Consider the following 16,868-nt stretch of genomic DNA (forward strand, 5'->3'; position numbering starts at 1 on the left):
CAGCGTCGGCTTACGCCCCCGCGCGGCACCATCCGGTGCGCATTTGCACGAATGTACTAGCGTAGTGCTGCATCTAAGTCCCCTCGTCCAGCGCGAGCTTCACCGCATCGACGATGCGTCGCCTGCCGCGTGCGCGGCCGACCAGATTGGCGTCCTCGCCGGTCGAGTCGAGCCATTCGACCAGGCGCGTCAGGGCATGGCGGGTGGCGGTGGCGTCGCGGCAGTTGGCCAGGAAGACCATCTGGATCTTCTGCACCTTGTCGGTAACGTAGATGCCGAAAGGCGCGGCGACGATGGTCGCATCGGGGAAGCCCAGTTGCCGCATGGCCTGCGACTCGCTGACCGTTTTCAGGCAGGCGACCAGATGCACCGGCCCGGCCAGCGACGGAGTATCACCACCCGGGACGTAGCTGTGATCCTTCAGGAAAGGCTGGCCGACGAGTTCGCGCGCGGCGGCGACGCCAAAAGCGGCCGGCAGGCCGTGCACGATGGTGAGCAGCGCTTCACCCGCCAGCGGCCAGTCCCAGCCGCCGGCGACGGAGAACAGCGTATTCGCGCCGAGGTCGCGCAGTGCTTCGCCGAGCGCTTCTTCCATGGCCTGCTTGCGGGTGCCGAAATCGAGCCGGCTCCAGTCCAGGGCCGTGCCGTAGGCGAAGCGCCCCTTGCGTGCTTCGCGACCGCCCAGTTTGACCAGACTGGCAACGGCCTCGCGCAGGGCTTCCAGGCTGCGCGCGACGATCTCGTCGGCGCTACGCGCTTCCGGCGAAGTCGGGTTGAGGGTCAGGAAGTACTCCTGGAAGATCTTGTCGGCCTTCTTCTCGGCGACCGATTTTCTGGCGGGAAACCTGACCTCCAGGACGCGCACGACTTTCAGCCGCGCCGGGCCATTGTTCCAGACTTCCTGAAACTCGGCGTGGTAGATACCGATCTCGCCGCTTTTCGGTGCCCAGCCGGCTTCACCGGTGTACAGGGCGAGAACGACGTCGGCCTTGCGCACCTCTTCGAGCGAGCGGTTCCAGGCGGTATCGAGGTCGCCCTGCGACTGGTCCGGGGCATTGTCCGAGATCCACACTTCGAACAAGGCTTCGCCGAGCAGCGGCTCGGCACACAGCTTGTCGTGCAGGCGCTTGCGGACAACGGTCATGCTCACTTGCTGCTCGCCGTCGGCAACCAGCGAGGAGCAGCGGCTGGAGATCATGATGCGGATCTTCTTGAAGTCGGCCATGGCGGAGTCGTCGATGAGCGCCAGCTGCTATGAACGGCGACATTCGCCGGTCGGTCGGCGCGCTGGCGTGATCACCCGCGTTGCGCCGCGTTCCAGCTCGACGATCAGCTGCCAGCCCCCCGCTGATGCACATGCACATCCCGCTGCGGGAAGGGGATGTTCAACCCGGCAGCATCGAAGCGTTTCTTGACCTGTTCGTGCAGATGGAAGTGCACCGCCCAGTAGTCGCCTGAATTGACCCAGGGGCGGACGACAAAATTGACGCTGCTGTCAGCCAGCGCGACCACTTCGACCGTCGGCGCGGGCTCCTTGAGGATCCGCTCGTCGCTGGCGACGAGCTCGTTGAGCAGCTTGCGAACCTCGTCCAGATTGTCGCCATAGCTGCAACCAACAATCATGTCCAGGCGCCGCGTGTCATTGGCCGAATAGTTGATGATCGTCCCGGCCATGATCTGGCTGTTGGGCACCAGGATCTTCTTGTTGTCGGACGAGTGGATGATGGTCGTGAGAATCTGCACTTCCTTGACCGTGCCGGCGACTCCGGCGGCTTCGATGAAGTCGCCGACCTTGTACGGGCGGAAGGCGACGATCAGCACGCCGGACGCGAAATTGGACAGCGAGCCTTGCAACGCCAGACCGACGGCCAGGCCGGCAGCACCGAGCACGGCGAGCAGCGAAGTCGTCTGCACGCCGAGAGCGCCAATCGCGGCGATGATCACCACCACCAGCAGCACGGCACTGAGCATGTTGCCGAGGAATTTTTCGAGCGTGTCCTCCATGCCCGTCTTCTGGAAACCCTTGCGCGCAAGATTCGTCACCAGTTTGGCCAGCCATCGGCCAATAACGAAGATCAGGATCGCGGCGACGACTTTCATGACGATTGACATCCCCTGTTCCGTCGCCAGCACGACCAACTGATCGATGTTGCTGTAATCGAGGACTTGCGTAGCGGCTTTCTCGACTGCGGCGAGCGTGCTTTCTTCCATACTTGTTTCCTCTGCCTTGCTTGTGTTTTAGCGACGCACCCTGCGCTCGCCTTCTGGTGCTACCTCGTTTTCCGCCATGCGGCAGCGAGGCCGGCTGCCCGGCCTCCTGGCCACGCCGTTCGTCAGCCCGTCACCGCATCGAGCGCAGCAGCCAGGCTGCTTACTGTCCGGTCTGGATTGTGCAGTTTCTCGAGGCCGAACAGTCCGATGCGGAAACTGCGGAAATCCGCCGGCTCGTCGCATTGCATGGGCACCCCGGCGGCGATCTGCACGCCGCTGGCGACGAACTTCCTGCCGGACTGAATATCGGCATCGTCGGTATAGCTGACGACGACGCCGGGCGCCTGGAACCCTTCCGCGGCGACGCTCTTGAAGCCCTTGCTGCTGAGCAGTTCGCGAACCCGGCGACCGAGTTCCTGCTGCTCCTTGCAGACGCGCTCAAAACCGTACTCCTCGGTTTCGAGCATCACCTCACGCAAGCCTGCCAGAGCGTCGGTAGGCATCGTCGCGTGGTAGGCAAAGCCGCCTTTCTCGTAGGCCTCCATGATCTGTAGCCACTTCTTGAGGTCGCAGGCAAAACTGCTGCTGGTACTTGCGTCGATGCGGTCACGCGCGCGCTCGCCAAGCGCCACCAGCGCGCAGCACGGGGAGCCGCTCCAGCCTTTCTGCGGCGCGCTGATCAGTACGTCGACGTCGTTGGCGACCATATCCACCCAGACGGTCCCGGACGCGATGCAATCAAGAATGAAAAGGCCATTAACGGCACGAACGGCGGCGCCGATGGCACGCAGGTAATCGTCGGGGAGCATCAAGCCGGAGGCGGTTTCGACGTGCGGTGCGAAGACGATTTCCGGCTTCTCGGCGTGGATGCTGGCCACGACGTCTTCGATCGGCGGCGGCGCGAATGCTGCCTGCGGCTGCTGATCGACCGGCCGGGCGACCATGGCCACGCTTTCGGAAGCTATCCGTCCCATGTCGAGGATCTGCGTCCAGCGAAAGCTGAACCAGCCGTTGCGGATGATCAGGCATTTCTTGTCGGTTGCAAACTGGCGGGCGACAGCTTCCATGCCGAAAGTGCCGCTGCCGGGAACGACGATGGCAGCCCTGGCGTTGTAGACCGTCTTGACGATCCGCGAGATGTCCTTCATCACGCCCTGGAAGCGCCGCGACATGTGGTTCAGCGCGCGGTCGGTATAGACCACCGAGTATTCGAGCAGACCATCGGGATCGGGTTGGGGAAGGAGTGCAGGCACGATTGTCTCCATTGGGTGATTGGGCAAGCGGAGTTCAGTGAGAGTGAGTACACGGCGCGTCCGTGCGCCACAAGGCATGCAGGATACCGCCAACAAGTCCGGACGCCGCGCTAGTCAAGCCAGGCAGCGTAGCGGCGCCGGCCTGCTTGCCCTGATCGATGACATTGCCTTGGCGGCGTGCTCAAGACACTGCGCTCACTGTCCCTGGAAATGCTGGTGCGTGTCGTTGGCGGCAGCCTGGCCTTGCTCGCTGGCCAGGCGCCTACGCCGCCAGCCGCCAACCGGCTTCGGTTTCTTCGAAAACCTGCCGCGCTTCGTCTTTCTGGCGATCGGTGTCATTCCACTGGGTGATCAGCTCGGTCACGCGGGTCGTGCCGTGGATATGCTCGAGGTACATCAGGCGCAGCATCCGCTCGGCAGCCACTGTTGGCCGGCGCTTGCCGCGCTCCCAGAGCGCAGTGCTCTGTTCGTCGACACCCAGGCAGTCACCCAGCCGCTTCTGCGACATGCCCATTTCGAGGCGAAGGAAGCGAATTTCGACGCCGGTCAGGCGCCGCTTGTAGTCGACCAGGTGATGACCGATGCTCCGGTGCAAGCCATCAATATCGTAAATCTCGAGGCATGGGCCCAGCCCGTCAACATCCTCGTAGCGGAAACCACTCGCCAGCCAGATGTTTTTCAGACCGCAGTCTTCATATTTCAGCATGTCGCTCATCTCAGCCCTCGATTACCATCGCCACCACGGCCAACTCGCCACCCTCAACACGGTCTGGGCCGTTTTGGCCGTCTGCGCTTGCTCCTCTGGCGTCGCCAAGCTTGAAGATCACGCCGACGGTCAAGCGAGCGCCAGCATGGAACCAGCTCAGGTTACAGCACCAATCGTCCCGCGCATCCTTGTGCAGCGGCTCGCTGACCAGGCCGTTCTTCAAGGTTTCCAGCACCTGTCGGCGACCGATGTGCCGAAGCTTCATCCGCGCCTCGGCATTCTCGCTGAAAACGAGGCGGCGCTTGCCGTTACCGACTTCCTTGACCCATTCCATGGCCTGCCTGGGGGTCGGTTTGATGCCGGTGATCTTGCTCATGGCGATCCATCCTAGGTCGCAACAGTCGACCGTTTTGAATAATGGCCCAGGCAGAGCGCGGCTCGACGTGCCACTCCTGCGCTTCCTGCGCTTCCTGCGCTTCTCTCCGTCACCTTCGACGTCTTCTTGTGGTGCCAGGAAGGGCATCGAACCCGGCCAGGAAACCCCGTGCCATCGCGAAGATTACAAGCGCCTGCTTTGAGCAATAGCCGCAAATCGAGCCCCAGAGCGGTGATGCAGCCCGGGGCAGGCCAAGATTCTGGCCGAAAAATAAGCAGCTGTGAAGCGCTTTCGCTTCGTCGCCAGGCGGTAATTGGCGAAGCGCCGCGATCGCCAGATTCTCGAGGCGATGCGGGGTGTCTCCCAGAAGAGGATGTCGAACTATACTGACCCCCTGGCGCGAACCCCCGTTGATGCGCCGCTGCGCCAGTTTGCGTGGCGCCAGGCGGCCTGATTCGTCCATCGCTCGGGGCGTGTAGCCATCTACCGTTCTGACTCCTCCCACTTCTCAATCTGCCCTGTCGAAATGCTCTGTCCGGAAGCTGGCATTGCCGATGATGCGACAGGCAACACCGAAAAAAGGATGCCCCATGGCCCACGACACCGCTGCTTCGATCATCGTTTTCGACGTCAATGAGACGCTGCTCGACATCACCACGCTCGAACCCTTGTTTGAGCGCGTCTTTGGCGATCCGTCCGTGTTGCGCGAGTGGTTTGCGCAATTGATTCTCTACTCCCAAACCATGACCCTCTCGGGCCTGTACACACCGTTCGGAGGACTGGGCGTCGGGAGCCTGCGCATGCTGGCGTCAATCCACGGCGTCAGCATCGCCGACGGCGACATCGAGGAGCTGAAGACGCGCATGAATACCATGCCGGCCCATGCCGACGTCGTTCCCGCGCTCAGCCGCTTACGCGCTGAGGGATTCAGGCTCGTCACCCTGACCAACTCGGCGAGCGCCGCTTCGCCGACGCCGCTTGAACGCGCCGGCATTGGCGAATTCTTCGAACGCTCCTTCAGTGTCGAGTCGGTTCGCAAATTCAAGCCCGCCCCCGAGACCTACCGTCAAGTAGCCGAAGAACTGCGCGTTGAGACGTCGGCGCTGTGCCTTGTCGCCTGTCACTTATGGGATACGATTGGTGCCCAGGCTGCCGGCTGCCGCGGCGCACTCGTCACACGTCCGCACAACGCGATCCTGCCCGCCGCAGAAGTACCTGTCCCGGACGTGGTGGCAGCGGAACTCACCGACCTCGCTGAGCAGATCGTCCAGCGCTGGAAATCGCCGCAGCAGCCTTCGTCAGGGTAAGACCTTCCTTGACGATCATCATCGCCGCGGCGACCGCGCCACCGCTCCTGATCTGCGCTGTTTTCGCCTCGCCCTTCCTCGAACGAGCGACCGAGTGGAGGCTTGCATTCTTGAGGAGACTTTCGGCAAGCCTCTCCTACCCGCCGTCATGGCGAGGAGGCGAAGCCGACGCGGCAATCCAGAGCTTCGGCTTTTCGCGTGTCCAGTGTTCGCTATGTCAATGCGCAGGGAAAGAGTGAGAGGATGGAACGGGATTGCTGAGTCGCGAGACCGCCCGCCCGCGCGCCCGAACTCGTTCTTGCAGCCAACGGCCAAAAACGTCTTGCCCGAACCGTATTCGCCACCGCTAGCCTTGCCGGCACCGCGTCCGCAAGCCGCGGCGTCCAGCTCTCCGTCGAGCGTTCCCGGAAGGCGGCCATCAGCCCATCTCGTTATACACAACTCACTCAGCATAACTTGGCCGCCCGATGTGCCCCTGGCTGGCGAATAGCTGACTGCTTTTGTCTGGTATACCCCTTGCTTTCCCTTGCCCATTTTCATAGGGATCGGGCGATGGCAAACTGGGCGGGAGACGAATTTGGCGGGGCTGAACTGGGGGACGGACGTCTGAGGCTGAGGCTGATCAAACTGGCGACACGCTTTGCAGAACAGCCGACGGCGAGCATACCGGGCGCCTGTGGGGATTGGGCGGATACGTTGGCGGCGTACCGTTTCTTCGATCAGGCGCGTGCTCGCAAGCGCGGGTTGAACTGGCAGTCGATCCTGCAACCGCACATGGATTGCAGCCAAGGGCGCATGGCACAACACCCGGTGGTGTTGTGCCTTCAGGACACCACCGAACTGGACTTCAACGGTCAACAGATCGAAGGGCTCGGGCCGCTCTCGTACGAAGCCCAGCGCGGCATGTATCTGCACCCGACCTATGCGGTGACCCCCGAACGCGAACCGCTCGGGGTGATCGACGCCTGGATGTGGGCGAGAGAAGCGAAAGCGGCCGACGGAAGCCGGCCGGGCATCAGCGAGAGCACGCGCTGGATTGAAGGCTACGAGCGGGTCGCCGAAACCGCGGCGGGGATGCCACAAACGCGATTGGTCTATGTGGCCGACCGCGAAGCGGACATTGTCGGCCTGATGCAGCGGGCCCAGGCGTTGGGGACGCCGGCCGACTGGCTGATTCGCGCCAAGCACAACCGCTGTTTGCCGCAAGGCGGCAAACTGTGGGCGGCAACTCTTGCCGAAGCGCCGCTCGGCGAGATCGAATTCACGCTGGCATCGCGGCACGGGCAACCGAAACGGATCGTGCGCCAGCAGTTGCGAAGCCATGCGGTCGACCTCCCGGCTCCTGGCACGGACGACCGCCACGTCAGCGTAACCTGCCTGATCGCCACGGAAATCGGGGCGCCCGCCGGCTGCAAGCCGGTCGAATGGCGCTTGCTGACCAATCGTAAAGTCGCCGGTCTTGAGGCGGCCGTCGAATTGATCGACTGGTATCGCTGCCGCTGGGAGATCGAAACCTTGTTCCATGTGCTCAAGAACGGCTGCCGGGTCGAGGCGTTGCAACTGGGCAGCCAGAGCAAGCTGGAACTGGCGCTGGCGGTCTATCTGGTCGTTTCCTGGCGCCTTGCCCGCCTGATCCGCCTGGGACGCATCCACCCGCAGTGGCCTGCCGATCTGCTCTTTTCCGAAACGGAATGGGCCGGCGCCTTTATCCTCAACAAGAAGAAGCCACCGAAGAAGGTGCCGAGCATTCGCGAGGTCGTCCGCCTGATCGCACAGCTCGGCGAATTCCTCGCCCGCAAGGGCGACGGCGAACCGGGCGTCAAATCCCTCTGGCTCGGCATCCAGCGCTTGCGTGATTTCGTCTCCGGCGTAGAGCATATGCGCGAGATCAGTCATGTCATGTGAGTTGTGTACAACGGGATGGGCTTTATCGCGCAGCATCCAGCGAGCGAAGCGAACGGGGTTTGAGCGCCGGGTTGGGCGTCATTTCCAGAAGCGCCACCAAGGCTTCGAATCGGCAGATAAAGACGTCTTGCGGAGGACTTCGAAGGCTTCGTAGTCGACACCAGGAATGTCTTCATCGTGCTTGAAGCCGATAACTTTCTTGGCCGCGTTTAGTGGGATGTCGAAGTAGTGGTCAACGCCAGCCTTTTCGCCACCGTCCGCTTCCTGTGCTTCCTTGTGCTCCGCAGCCATGACTTCAAACCCGCGTGGCAGGATGCCAGAAGTCTTTAAGTGAATGGGGCTATTTTCACCGACATGTTCCGCACGCCATACCTGATCGCCACCGGCCCAATACTCGGCGGAGCTGAACATCACATGCTCCTCGATTGAGCAAGCAACCACGGGAAAGTGCTCAGACAAAGGCCCCAGCATCTTTGGTTGCAGGAAATGGCTGTCGCACCCACGCGCAACGATGAGGAACCAATTTGTGGGAAGCGCATAGCTCGATAAAGCTTCACGCGCGTATTCGCACGATTGACCAGTGCGGACGTAACCAAGCTGCTGGAGAGCCTCGACCGCGTCGGAGGTTTGAACTGCAAGTATGGATAAGGAGTAGCCCATGTTATGACGCCCAGCGTTTGAATTAAGGGGCGCGCTTCAGCCCGTCGCGCTTGAACAAGGGGTAGATGCTTTACTCATTGAAAAACACCCCCGCATGTTTTGCAATTTTCTCTAGCTGGCCGAGATCGGTGACCAACCCGGCTTCAACGCGCCATTCTTCGGGCGCGCCTTGCAGTCCGAGCAATGTAACGCGGAACGTGACGTTACCCAAGGAGGTGCAGGTTGCGGCAAGAGAGAACTCACGCTCAATTGAGGCCCAACTACGCTGACCTTGCCATCGCTTTTTGAGATGGCCAAGCTCTTGGAAAAACTCGTTTAGCCCATTTGCATCTGTATATGCCCAAACGTCAGCTGAAGCGGAAACTTCAAACCCCTTTAGCTCTACGCGAAAGGATTCATCTTTGTGCGCACTAAACACAAGCTCACGCGTAGATGAGGTTGAGTGAATTGAAAACACAAGTGGCCTCGAATGGCTGCATCTAATGAATGAAATAACCGGCTGACGCGGCTTTATGGCGGAAGGCGGCACTTCACAGGCTACGTCGACAGCATACACCCAAGCCGCTTCAATGGCCGCTTTCGGCAGACTTCCCCACCGTCTCTTCTTGGCCGGGTCGAGACAGTGCAAGCATCAAGTTGCTTGCCGAATTCCGGACATTCAGCCGCGTCAGGGAATACCTTGGCTATTCAAACTGGATGACCGCCTCGACCGGCAGGTTGTTGGCCGATTGTACGCATTCATCCTCGCGCCTGAAAGCGGCCGCACGGAACCCTCGACGAGCAACGATGCGGCCTGAACTTGGAGCGCTAAATTTCAGTTTGCTCGGAGTGCGTGCCATAGACCGTCGAATCGAGGCCGATGGAGGCAACCCAACGGTGTACGATGCGGGCATACTGTCGCGTGGAGACATGAGGTGAAGTGGAGAGCCGGCTCGGAAACAGGTATTGCTCCGGCTTCAAATTCGCTCTCTCGATCCACGCGGTGACGGCAACCCTCGTCGGTTCGGTCAATGTGAAAGTCGCGCAAGCGACTCACGAAACTCCCTTGTATGTTGGGTTTGAAGATATATATAAATGAAATGTGGTCTGTGGAGCTTGTGGGCAAAGGGGCGCGCGGTGGGAAACGCGAAGCGTTTTCCACGGCAAGCGACCCGGTTCGCCGCAGGCGAATTGTCCACAAATCCACAGACCTGTGGTTTCGGTGCGGTAGCTCGTCACTCCCTTGGGACGCCAAGCCCGTGGAGAAGCAAAGAGCGCCGTACCGTCTTCTCAAGGCAAACCCGAACGGTTGCTTGGGCGACAGAGCCCGTATTTTTGCAAGGATGGGTACCATGAGCGCGAACGAGGTTGAGACTTTCGTAGGGATTGATGTCTCCAAGAATACGCTGGACATCCGCATCGAGCCGGCCAGCGAAAGCCTGCAGGTCGCCTACGACGATCCAGGCGTCAAGGAAGTATGTCATCGTCTCGTAAAGGCTGCTCCCGCACTGATTGTCGTGGAGGCGACCGGTGGCCTGGAAACGCGGCTGGCCAGCACGCTGCTGGCCAAGGGCCTGCCCGTGGCCGTTGTCAATCCACGCCAGACACGGGATTTTGCCAAGGCGACGGGAGAGCTAGCGAAGACCGATCGGATTGATGCGGCCGTTTTGTGCCGGTTTGCTCAAGCCATTCGGCCCGCGGTGCGTCCCTTCAAGGATGCCGAGACACGTGAGCTGGATGAGTTGGTGAGCCGGCGCCATCAACTGGTCGAAAACCGGGTTCAAGAGACGCTACGCCTTGGCACCGCAGCCTCCAGAATGCTGCAGAAGAGCTTGAAGAGCCACATTATCTGGCTGGACAAACAGATCACCACTTTGGACGATGACCTGAACACACGCCTGCGGAATTCCGATGCGTGGAAAGCCAAAGACGATTTGCTGCGCGGGATTCCCGGCGTCGGGCCGGTAACCAGTGTGACCATGACGGCCAAATGCCCGGAACTGGGGCAACTCAACCGGCAACGGATCGCCAAGCTCGTCGGCGTCGCGCCCCTGGCCAACGACAGTGGCAAGCACCGGGGCAAACGCTTCGTTTGGGGCGGTCGGGCGGACGTCAGGGCCGCGCTATACATGGCAACGGTTTCCGCGATTCGCTGCAATCCGACGATCAAAGCTTTCGCAGATCGTCTCAAAGGGGCCGGGAAACCGGCCAAGGTGGTCATCGTCGCCTGTATGCGCAAATTGCTTACGATCATGAATGCTATGGTTAAAAACAACACCCCTTGGCAACCAGAAAACGCTTGACGTCAAACACGGTTGCTTCTCCCCTTGCTTGAGAAGGGGCAGGGGAAGAGGGAAACGGTCATGACTTTCATGATTTGGGGTGTCTCCACGTGTCATGACCGTTAGTTCGAACTGGACTGGCCGTTGGGTCTTTCGCTGCACAACCATCGCCCGCGTCAAAACTTGGCCGCCATGCGCAATGTCGCGGACCCGCAGGTTCACGAGATCGCAGCCGCGCAGCTTGCCTTTGTTCCAGGGTTCCCGACTGCGAGTGGCTTCCATTTCAGACTCCTTTGTGATTGATCGAAGTCTGATTGTTCTCTGCCAGGCCAACGGCTGCTTTCGGCGCACCGGTTGGATGCGTACAATCGGCCACAAGCGGACCAGCGGCCAGCCCCTCAATTGAGGCGATGAGCGTCAGCAACGCCCATCGACTGCTGACGCTCTCACATCTCTGCGACTGCCAGCATCTCGGGCCAATCCAGCCATTCGGAACAATCGCGGAATGCTGGCTGTCTTGATGAGGCTTCTCCGGGGTTGGCGGCAGGTCGGCCCTGCCAACACTACGATGGGTATCTGGCGCCGAACAGGTTCGGTGCCGGCCCACGCCACAGGGGCTCCAGCGACTATGGCACTTTGCCTTTCACGACCCAGGCCGTTGCGGCGTAGGACCGTGGACCATCGACCTCTCCGTCTAGATACGCCAGCTTGACCATGTCTCGAAGCTTTTCCCGCGCTTGCATGCCAAGGGTGCCGACGTAGGCCGCGATCGGTCCATCCTTGCCTTCTGCGGGTACCCAGAAGTCGGCAAAGGATACGAAATCCATGCGGATGGTCAGCATGCCGTCCACGACACCAACCAGACCGGCCTCACGCCACGCGCGCGCCAAGTCTCCGGGGCGACTCATGGGCTTGGTGTACGCTCGCGCTCTGTCCTCATTTCCGTGTTCATCGAGCATGGCTGCCGTATCGAAGATCAGACGAACGCAGACGAGCCCTCCGCGTGTGTCCCACGTCGCGGCGGCGACAATTCCGCCCGGACGCGTGACACGCCGCATCTCGCGCACAGCGAGATCGGCCTGGGGAATGAATTGCAGGACCAGCAGCGAGAGGGTGTGGTCAAACGAAGCGTCCGGAAATGGCAGAGCACAAGCGTCTCCCACTTCGAAGTCGACGCGCGCATCGCGATTCCGTCGCTTGGCGTGGTCGACGTAAGCGGCTGAAAAATCAATGCCACGCACGCTGCCAATGGCCGGGTTCCGGGCAATGCTGAAACTCAGATTGCCCGTGCCGCACCCGACATCGAGGACGCGCTCTGCTGCCGCAATCCCCGCGAAGTCAATGAACAGGGGCGCGAGACGACGGCTCCATCGGCCCATCTGGACCTCGTAACCGTCCCCGTCCGAGGCAACGAATGTTGATGAAATCGCCATGTGGTCTGCGACAGATGCATTGGTTTGGCCGCTAACGATCATGACAGTCGAGATACCCCGGATGATGAAAGTCATGACCGTCCCCCCTCTTCCCCCGGCCCTTCTCCCGCAGGGGGAGAAGGGAGGTTCGTGAGTCGCTTACGCGACTTTCACATTAACCGAGCGCTCGGCCTCAGGCTTGGTCGACTGTCACTGCGGCTTCAAGCCAATCGCATTGACAAGCGCTGCGTTGACGGCAATCTCCTTCTCGACATGCGCGTCGAACTCGGTCGGGGTCATGACCATCGGATCGATGCCCAGTGTCGCCAGCTTGTTCTTCACCTTGGGCTCTTGCAGCGCTTTGAGCGTCTCGTGGTGAAGCTTCTCGACGATACCGCGCGGCGTCTTCGCCGGCAGAAACACGCCCAACCAGAGCGGATACTCGGCATTGGCGAAGCCGGCCTCCAGTGTAGTCGGCACGTCCGGCAGCAAGGAAGAACGTTGGGCGCCATTCACCAAGAGCGCAGTGAGCTTGCCCTCCCGAACCCGAGGCGCCACGACGCCAACGGGCCCGAAGAAGAAATCGACCCGTCCGGTCATCACCTCGGTGAGAACTTCCGACCCGCCCTTGAGTGGAACATGCACGGCCTCGATTCCCGCGCTCGACCGAAAACGTTCCGCGCTGAGATGAGTCGCAGTCCCGACACCGGCTGACGCGTAATTCATCGCGCCAGGCGTCGCCTTGGCTGCGGCAACGAGTTCGCCCACTGTCGTCCACCCTTTGGCTGGCGGGACGACCAGGACATTGGGCAGGATGCCGAGCGGGATGACTGCAGCGAAGTCCCGCGCCGGGTGGTAGTTCAGGTTCAGATGAAGCGACGGCGCTATGGCGTGTGCGGACGAGTTGACCAGCAGGGTGTAGCCATCGGGTTCCGACTTGGCAACGACGCTTGCACCGATCGTTTGCCCTGCGCCGGGACGGTTCTCGACGATGACGGGCTGCCCGAGTTGCGTCGACACCTGTTCGAAGACGACACGCGCGGCAATATCGGCCATGCTGCCGGGCGCGATCGGCACGATCGCCCTCAGCGGTTTCGACGGCCAGGTCTGTGCTTCGGCGGCGAATGTCGTGACGGTCAGGCCGAGCGCAAGTACGCGCATCAAGAGCATCGATTTCACGGCTTTCTCCTTTAAGAGGAACGCAATTTGCACATCAACTATGGCGCAATGCTGTTTAGCAATCCAATATAGAATTTCTCTCGTTACTTATGCCGATCAGGCATAACTGCTGGTATGGACCTTCGACACGCGCGAACCTTCGTCACCGTTGCAGACCTGGGCACCGTCTCCAAGGCAGCGGCACGTCTGCACATTGCTCAGCCTGCCCTGTCCCGGCAGATCCGCGATCTTGAGCAGGAGCTCGGTCTTAAACTCTTCGATCGTGTAGGACGCCGTCTCGTGCTGACTGGCGAGGGCGAGCAGTTGCTTGGCGACTGCCGTAGTTTGTTGAACTGCGCCAGCTCGATCGGCGAGCGCGCGCAACAGCTTCGGCGCGGCGACGGGGGCATACTGAAGGTAGCGGCCTCCCCTCAGTTCATCGAAGGCACCCTTTCCGGGTTCCTGGACCGATTCACGCAGCGTTACCCCAACGTGCAGGTCAAGGTGATCGAGGCAATTGCGTGGTCCGACACCCTCGGAATGCTCGAGCGTGGCGAGATTCACCTTGGTCAGAATCTGCTTCGTGTGGTTCAGCCCGACGATCCGCACTTTGCGAGCCACCCGCTGGAGGCGGTAGACCTGCTTGCCGCTTCGCATGCGCCGTTGATGCTTGGAAAGAGCGGAGCGATCGAGATCGCGCACCTCGCCAGCCAGCCGCTCCTTGTGCTGGATACCAGCTTTTTATCCCGCCGCACCTTCGACGCCACCTGCCGCCTGGCAGGCATCGAGGCCAATATCGTTTTTGAGAGCCGGACACCGCATACGCTGCTGGCAATGGCTGAGAGTGGGCACGGTGTAGCCATCGTTCCCTCTGCAGTACGTATCGATCGGTATCCGCTGCACATCGTTCGGATCACCGACGGGGGCAAACCGTTGCGCGAGCACCTGGCCGTCTTCTGGGACAAGCGGCGCTCCCTGCCGTCCTACGCAACGGCCTTTTGCGATATGCTGGCGGAGTACGTGCGCGAAGTGTTCCCAATTTCCCGACCGTCCGAACCATAGACTGACCACGAAGACGTCCCAACAGCCTTGCCAAACGCGCAGCAACCGCGAGGAGATGAAACTGAGAATCAGAAACGAAACCGACTTCTGGTCGGGCGTGATGTTCATCGCGTTCGGGCTGTTTTTCGCGGCGTTCGCGACCCGCTATGACTTTGGTACCGCACAGGTCATGGGGCCGGCGTATTTCCCGACCGTGCTGGGCGGGCTGCTCGCGCTTGTCGGCGTGCTGGTGGCCTTGGCCGGACTGGGGCGTGAGGGAGAAGGCGGCAAGCTCGAGAGGTTCCATTTCGCCGAGCTGGCATGGGTGCTCGGTGCGGTGCTCATATATGCAGCGATACTGCGCTGGGCGGGCCTGCTGGTGTCCATGCTCGCACTGATCGTGATCTCCAGCTTCGCGAGCCACGAGTTCCGCTGGAAGGAAGCGATCATCCTGTCGATCGTTATGGCCGTGATCACGTACCTCGTCTTCATCATGGGCCTAAAGCTTACGATCCCGGTCCTGCCGGCGTTCCTCAAGAACTAGACGGACTCAGCGGAGACGGCTTTGGAACTGTTGGACAACCTCGCGATCGGCTTCGACACTGCGCTGACGCTGCAGAACCTTTTTTATGCGTTTGCCGGCTGCCTGATCGGCACGCTGATCGGCGTGCTGCCCGGCGTCGGACCGGTCGCCACCCTGGCGATGCTGCTGCCGACCACCTACGCGCTGGAACCGACCTCGGCACTGATCATGCTGGCCGGGATCTACTACGGTGCGCAGTACGGCGGCTCGACGACGGCGATTCTGGTCAATCTGCCCGGTGAATCGTCTTCCGTCGTGACCTGTCTCGACGGCTACCAGATGGCGCGCCAGGGTCGCGCGGGGGCGGCGCTCGGTACAGCGGCAATCGGCTCATTCATTGCCGGAACCTTCGCAACGGTTCTGGTCGCGGCGTTTGCGCCGCCGCTGACCGAACTCGCGTTCAAGTTCGGTCCTGCCGAATACGTCTCGCTGATGCTGCTGGGCCTGATCGGCGCCGTCGTACTCGCGTCGGGTTCACTGATCAAGGCGGTCGGGATGATCGTGCTCGGGCTGCTGCTCGGATTGGTCGGCACCGACGTGAACTCGGGCGTGTCACGCTTCAGCTTCGGCATTCCAGAGCTGACCGACGGAATCGGCTTCGTCGCGGTGGCGATGGGCGTATTCGGGTTTGCCGAGATCATCGCCAATGTGGAGAAGAAAGGCCAGCGCGAGGTGTTGACCAGCAACGTCGGCTCGGTCATGCCGAACGGCAAGGAGATGAAGGAGGCGGCGCCGGCGGTCGCGCGCGGCACGCTCCTCGGTTCGATTCTCGGCATACTGCCTGGCGGCGGCGCGCTGCTCGCGGCCTTTGCGGCGTACGCGGTCGAAAAGAAACTCGCGGGTCCGAATGCCGATCCGCCATTCGGCAAGGGCAACATCCGCGGCGTCGCCGGCCCGGAGTCGGCCAATAACGCGGGCGCGCAGACCTCGTTCATCCCGATGCTGACGCTCGGCATACCGTCCAACGCAGTGATGGCGTTGATGATCGGCGCGATGACGATCCACAACATCCAGCCCGGCCCACAGGTGATGACGAGCAATCCGACGCTCTTCTGGGGCCTGATCGCATCGATGTGGATCGGCAACCTGATGCTGGTGATCCTGAACCTACCGCTGATCGGGCTGTGGATCCAGTTGCTCAAGGTGCCGTACCGGATGCTGTATCCGGCAATCCTGGCGTTCTGCTGTATCGGCGTGTACTCGATCAATAACACGACCTTCGACGTGTTAGTGACCGTCTTCTTCGGCGCGCTGGGTTATCTGTTCTACAAGCTGCACTGCGAGCCCGCACCGCTGATCCTGGGCTTCATCCTCGGCCCGATGATGGAGGAGAACTTGCGGCGGGCGATGCTGCTGTCGCGCGGTGACCCGACCACGTTCGTCACAAGCCCGCTCTCGCTCGGCCTGCTGCTTGCGGCCCTGGCGTTATTGGGCATCGCGACGTTTCCGGCGATCAAGTCCAAACGCCAGGAGACGTTCCAGGAAGCGGACTGAGCCGACGAGGCCAAGCTCCAGAAAGCACGAAGCCCGGCCAAGCGGGGCGGTGTGTTTCTTGATCTGCGTGCGCGGTGCTGCGGAAGCGGTCGTCGCGCCTTCCTCGCCCAGCACTTCACTCCCGGTATCGCAGAGATTTCATGGTCATGGTGGGTCCGTGGCACGCCGACACAATGAGAATCAACCACCGCCGAGCGCGAGGACTTCTGGCAGGATAGGTGGAGCGTCATGGATCCACGTCTTGGCCGGAGGAGTGACGGTGGTTGCAACGAGTGCCGGAGATTGGGTGCACTGCGGTCGCGTGTTCCGCGCCGCGGAGATTGCCGACCTCTGCGCGACGGTGGCGTGGCTGCCGGGATTGGCGCGCAAGGAGTTGGCAGCGACGGTCTGCGAGCATTTAGGCTGGACCACGCTGACGGGGACGGCGAAGCTCAGTGCCTGCCTGGAGTTCCTGGAGCGTCTGCAGGCCACCGGACGGCTGGCACTGCCGGCGGTGCGGCC

15 protein-coding genes and 3 pseudogenes are annotated in these 16,868 nt (G+C 61.5%); 7 read left to right on the plus strand and 11 right to left on the minus strand.

Annotated features, from left to right (window positions below):
• Positions 1-73 precede the first annotated feature (73 nt).
• The 5 genes from V5B40_RS23925 to V5B40_RS23945 all read right to left on the minus strand — a co-directional run bounded on the left by V5B40_RS23925 (position 74) and on the right by V5B40_RS23945 (position 4,546).
• The gene (locus tag V5B40_RS23925; protein WP_332356899.1) at positions 74-1,225 is read right to left on the minus strand and encodes a hypothetical protein; all 1,152 of its coding nucleotides are present in this window, start codon (positions 1,223-1,225) and stop codon (positions 74-76) included.
• Positions 1,226-1,329: 104 nt separating this feature from the next.
• Entirely contained in the window at positions 1,330-2,211 is an 882-nt protein-coding gene (locus V5B40_RS23930; RefSeq protein ID WP_332356900.1) for a mechanosensitive ion channel family protein, read from the minus strand.
• A 122-nt stretch (positions 2,212-2,333) separates the two neighbouring features.
• Positions 2,334-3,464, minus strand: a complete 1,131-nt coding sequence (locus V5B40_RS23935) for an aminotransferase class V-fold PLP-dependent enzyme (RefSeq protein ID WP_332356901.1) — start codon at positions 3,462-3,464, stop codon at positions 2,334-2,336.
• A gap of 262 nt (positions 3,465-3,726) precedes the next feature.
• A complete protein-coding gene (locus tag V5B40_RS23940) occupies positions 3,727-4,179 on the minus strand; it encodes a helix-turn-helix domain-containing protein (protein WP_332356902.1) in 453 nt (150 codons plus the stop codon).
• Between the two features lies 1 nt (position 4,180).
• Positions 4,181-4,546 carry a DUF4258 domain-containing protein gene (locus tag V5B40_RS23945; RefSeq protein WP_332356903.1) on the minus strand — a complete coding sequence of 122 codons (366 nt, stop codon included), beginning with the start codon at positions 4,544-4,546 and terminating at the stop codon, positions 4,181-4,183.
• Positions 4,547-5,136: 590 nt separating this feature from the next.
• On the opposite strand from V5B40_RS23945, the gene V5B40_RS23950 reads away from it, so the two are divergent.
• Both V5B40_RS23950 and V5B40_RS23955 read left to right on the plus strand, forming a co-directional pair.
• Entirely contained in the window at positions 5,137-5,853 is a 717-nt protein-coding gene (locus V5B40_RS23950; RefSeq protein ID WP_332356904.1) for a haloacid dehalogenase type II, read from the plus strand.
• Positions 5,854-6,405: 552 nt separating this feature from the next.
• On the plus strand, positions 6,406-7,758 hold the full coding sequence (locus V5B40_RS23955; protein ID WP_332356905.1) for an IS4 family transposase: 1,353 nt from the start codon (positions 6,406-6,408) through the stop codon (positions 7,756-7,758).
• Between the two features lie 78 nt (positions 7,759-7,836).
• Here V5B40_RS23955 and V5B40_RS23960 read toward each other — a convergent pair whose 3' ends face one another.
• The 3 genes and pseudogenes from V5B40_RS23960 to V5B40_RS23970 all read right to left on the minus strand — a co-directional run.
• Positions 7,837-8,418, minus strand: coding sequence for a hypothetical protein (locus tag V5B40_RS23960; RefSeq protein ID WP_332356906.1), 582 nt, complete (start codon positions 8,416-8,418; stop codon positions 7,837-7,839).
• 70 nt (positions 8,419-8,488) lie between these two features.
• Positions 8,489-8,875: a DUF6228 family protein gene (locus V5B40_RS23965; protein WP_332356907.1), complete on the minus strand. Its 387-nt coding sequence runs from the start codon at positions 8,873-8,875 to the stop codon at positions 8,489-8,491.
• 368 nt (positions 8,876-9,243) lie between these two features.
• Positions 9,244-9,435: pseudogene (locus V5B40_RS23970) on the minus strand (tyrosine-type recombinase/integrase); the annotation flags it as partial.
• A 314-nt stretch (positions 9,436-9,749) separates the two neighbouring features.
• Here V5B40_RS23970 and V5B40_RS23975 point away from each other — a divergent pair.
• Positions 9,750-10,700, plus strand: a complete 951-nt coding sequence (locus V5B40_RS23975) for an IS110 family transposase (protein WP_332353639.1) — start codon at positions 9,750-9,752, stop codon at positions 10,698-10,700.
• A gap of 87 nt (positions 10,701-10,787) precedes the next feature.
• Here V5B40_RS23975 and V5B40_RS23980 read toward each other — a convergent pair.
• The 3 genes and pseudogenes from V5B40_RS23980 to V5B40_RS23990 all read right to left on the minus strand — a co-directional run.
• Positions 10,788-10,961, minus strand: a pseudogene (locus V5B40_RS23980) (integrase); the annotation flags it as partial.
• Positions 10,962-11,305: 344 nt separating this feature from the next.
• Complete coding sequence (locus V5B40_RS23985; protein WP_332356908.1) at positions 11,306-12,187, minus strand: class I SAM-dependent methyltransferase; 882 nt, start codon at positions 12,185-12,187, stop codon at positions 11,306-11,308.
• Positions 12,188-12,301: 114 nt separating this feature from the next.
• On the minus strand, positions 12,302-13,261 hold the full coding sequence (locus tag V5B40_RS23990) for a tripartite tricarboxylate transporter substrate binding protein (protein ID WP_248595535.1): 960 nt from the start codon (positions 13,259-13,261) through the stop codon (positions 12,302-12,304).
• A 123-nt stretch (positions 13,262-13,384) separates the two neighbouring features.
• Here V5B40_RS23990 and V5B40_RS23995 point away from each other — a divergent pair, with 123 nt between their 5' ends.
• From V5B40_RS23995 to V5B40_RS24010, 4 genes and pseudogenes are all read left to right on the plus strand, one after another.
• A complete protein-coding gene (locus V5B40_RS23995; protein ID WP_169067746.1) occupies positions 13,385-14,311 on the plus strand; it encodes a LysR family transcriptional regulator in 927 nt (308 codons plus the stop codon).
• A 55-nt stretch (positions 14,312-14,366) separates the two neighbouring features.
• On the plus strand, positions 14,367-14,834 hold the full coding sequence (locus V5B40_RS24000) for a tripartite tricarboxylate transporter TctB family protein (RefSeq protein WP_332356909.1): 468 nt from the start codon (positions 14,367-14,369) through the stop codon (positions 14,832-14,834).
• A 21-nt stretch (positions 14,835-14,855) separates the two neighbouring features.
• On the plus strand, positions 14,856-16,367 hold the full coding sequence (locus V5B40_RS24005) for a tripartite tricarboxylate transporter permease (RefSeq protein ID WP_169067744.1): 1,512 nt from the start codon (positions 14,856-14,858) through the stop codon (positions 16,365-16,367).
• 259 nt (positions 16,368-16,626) lie between these two features.
• Positions 16,627-16,868, plus strand: a pseudogene (locus V5B40_RS24010) (hypothetical protein); the annotation flags it as partial.

Origin of the sequence: Candidatus Accumulibacter meliphilus, from assembly GCF_036625345.1 — a bacterium.
GTDB lineage: Bacteria > Pseudomonadota > Gammaproteobacteria > Burkholderiales > Rhodocyclaceae > Accumulibacter > Accumulibacter meliphilus.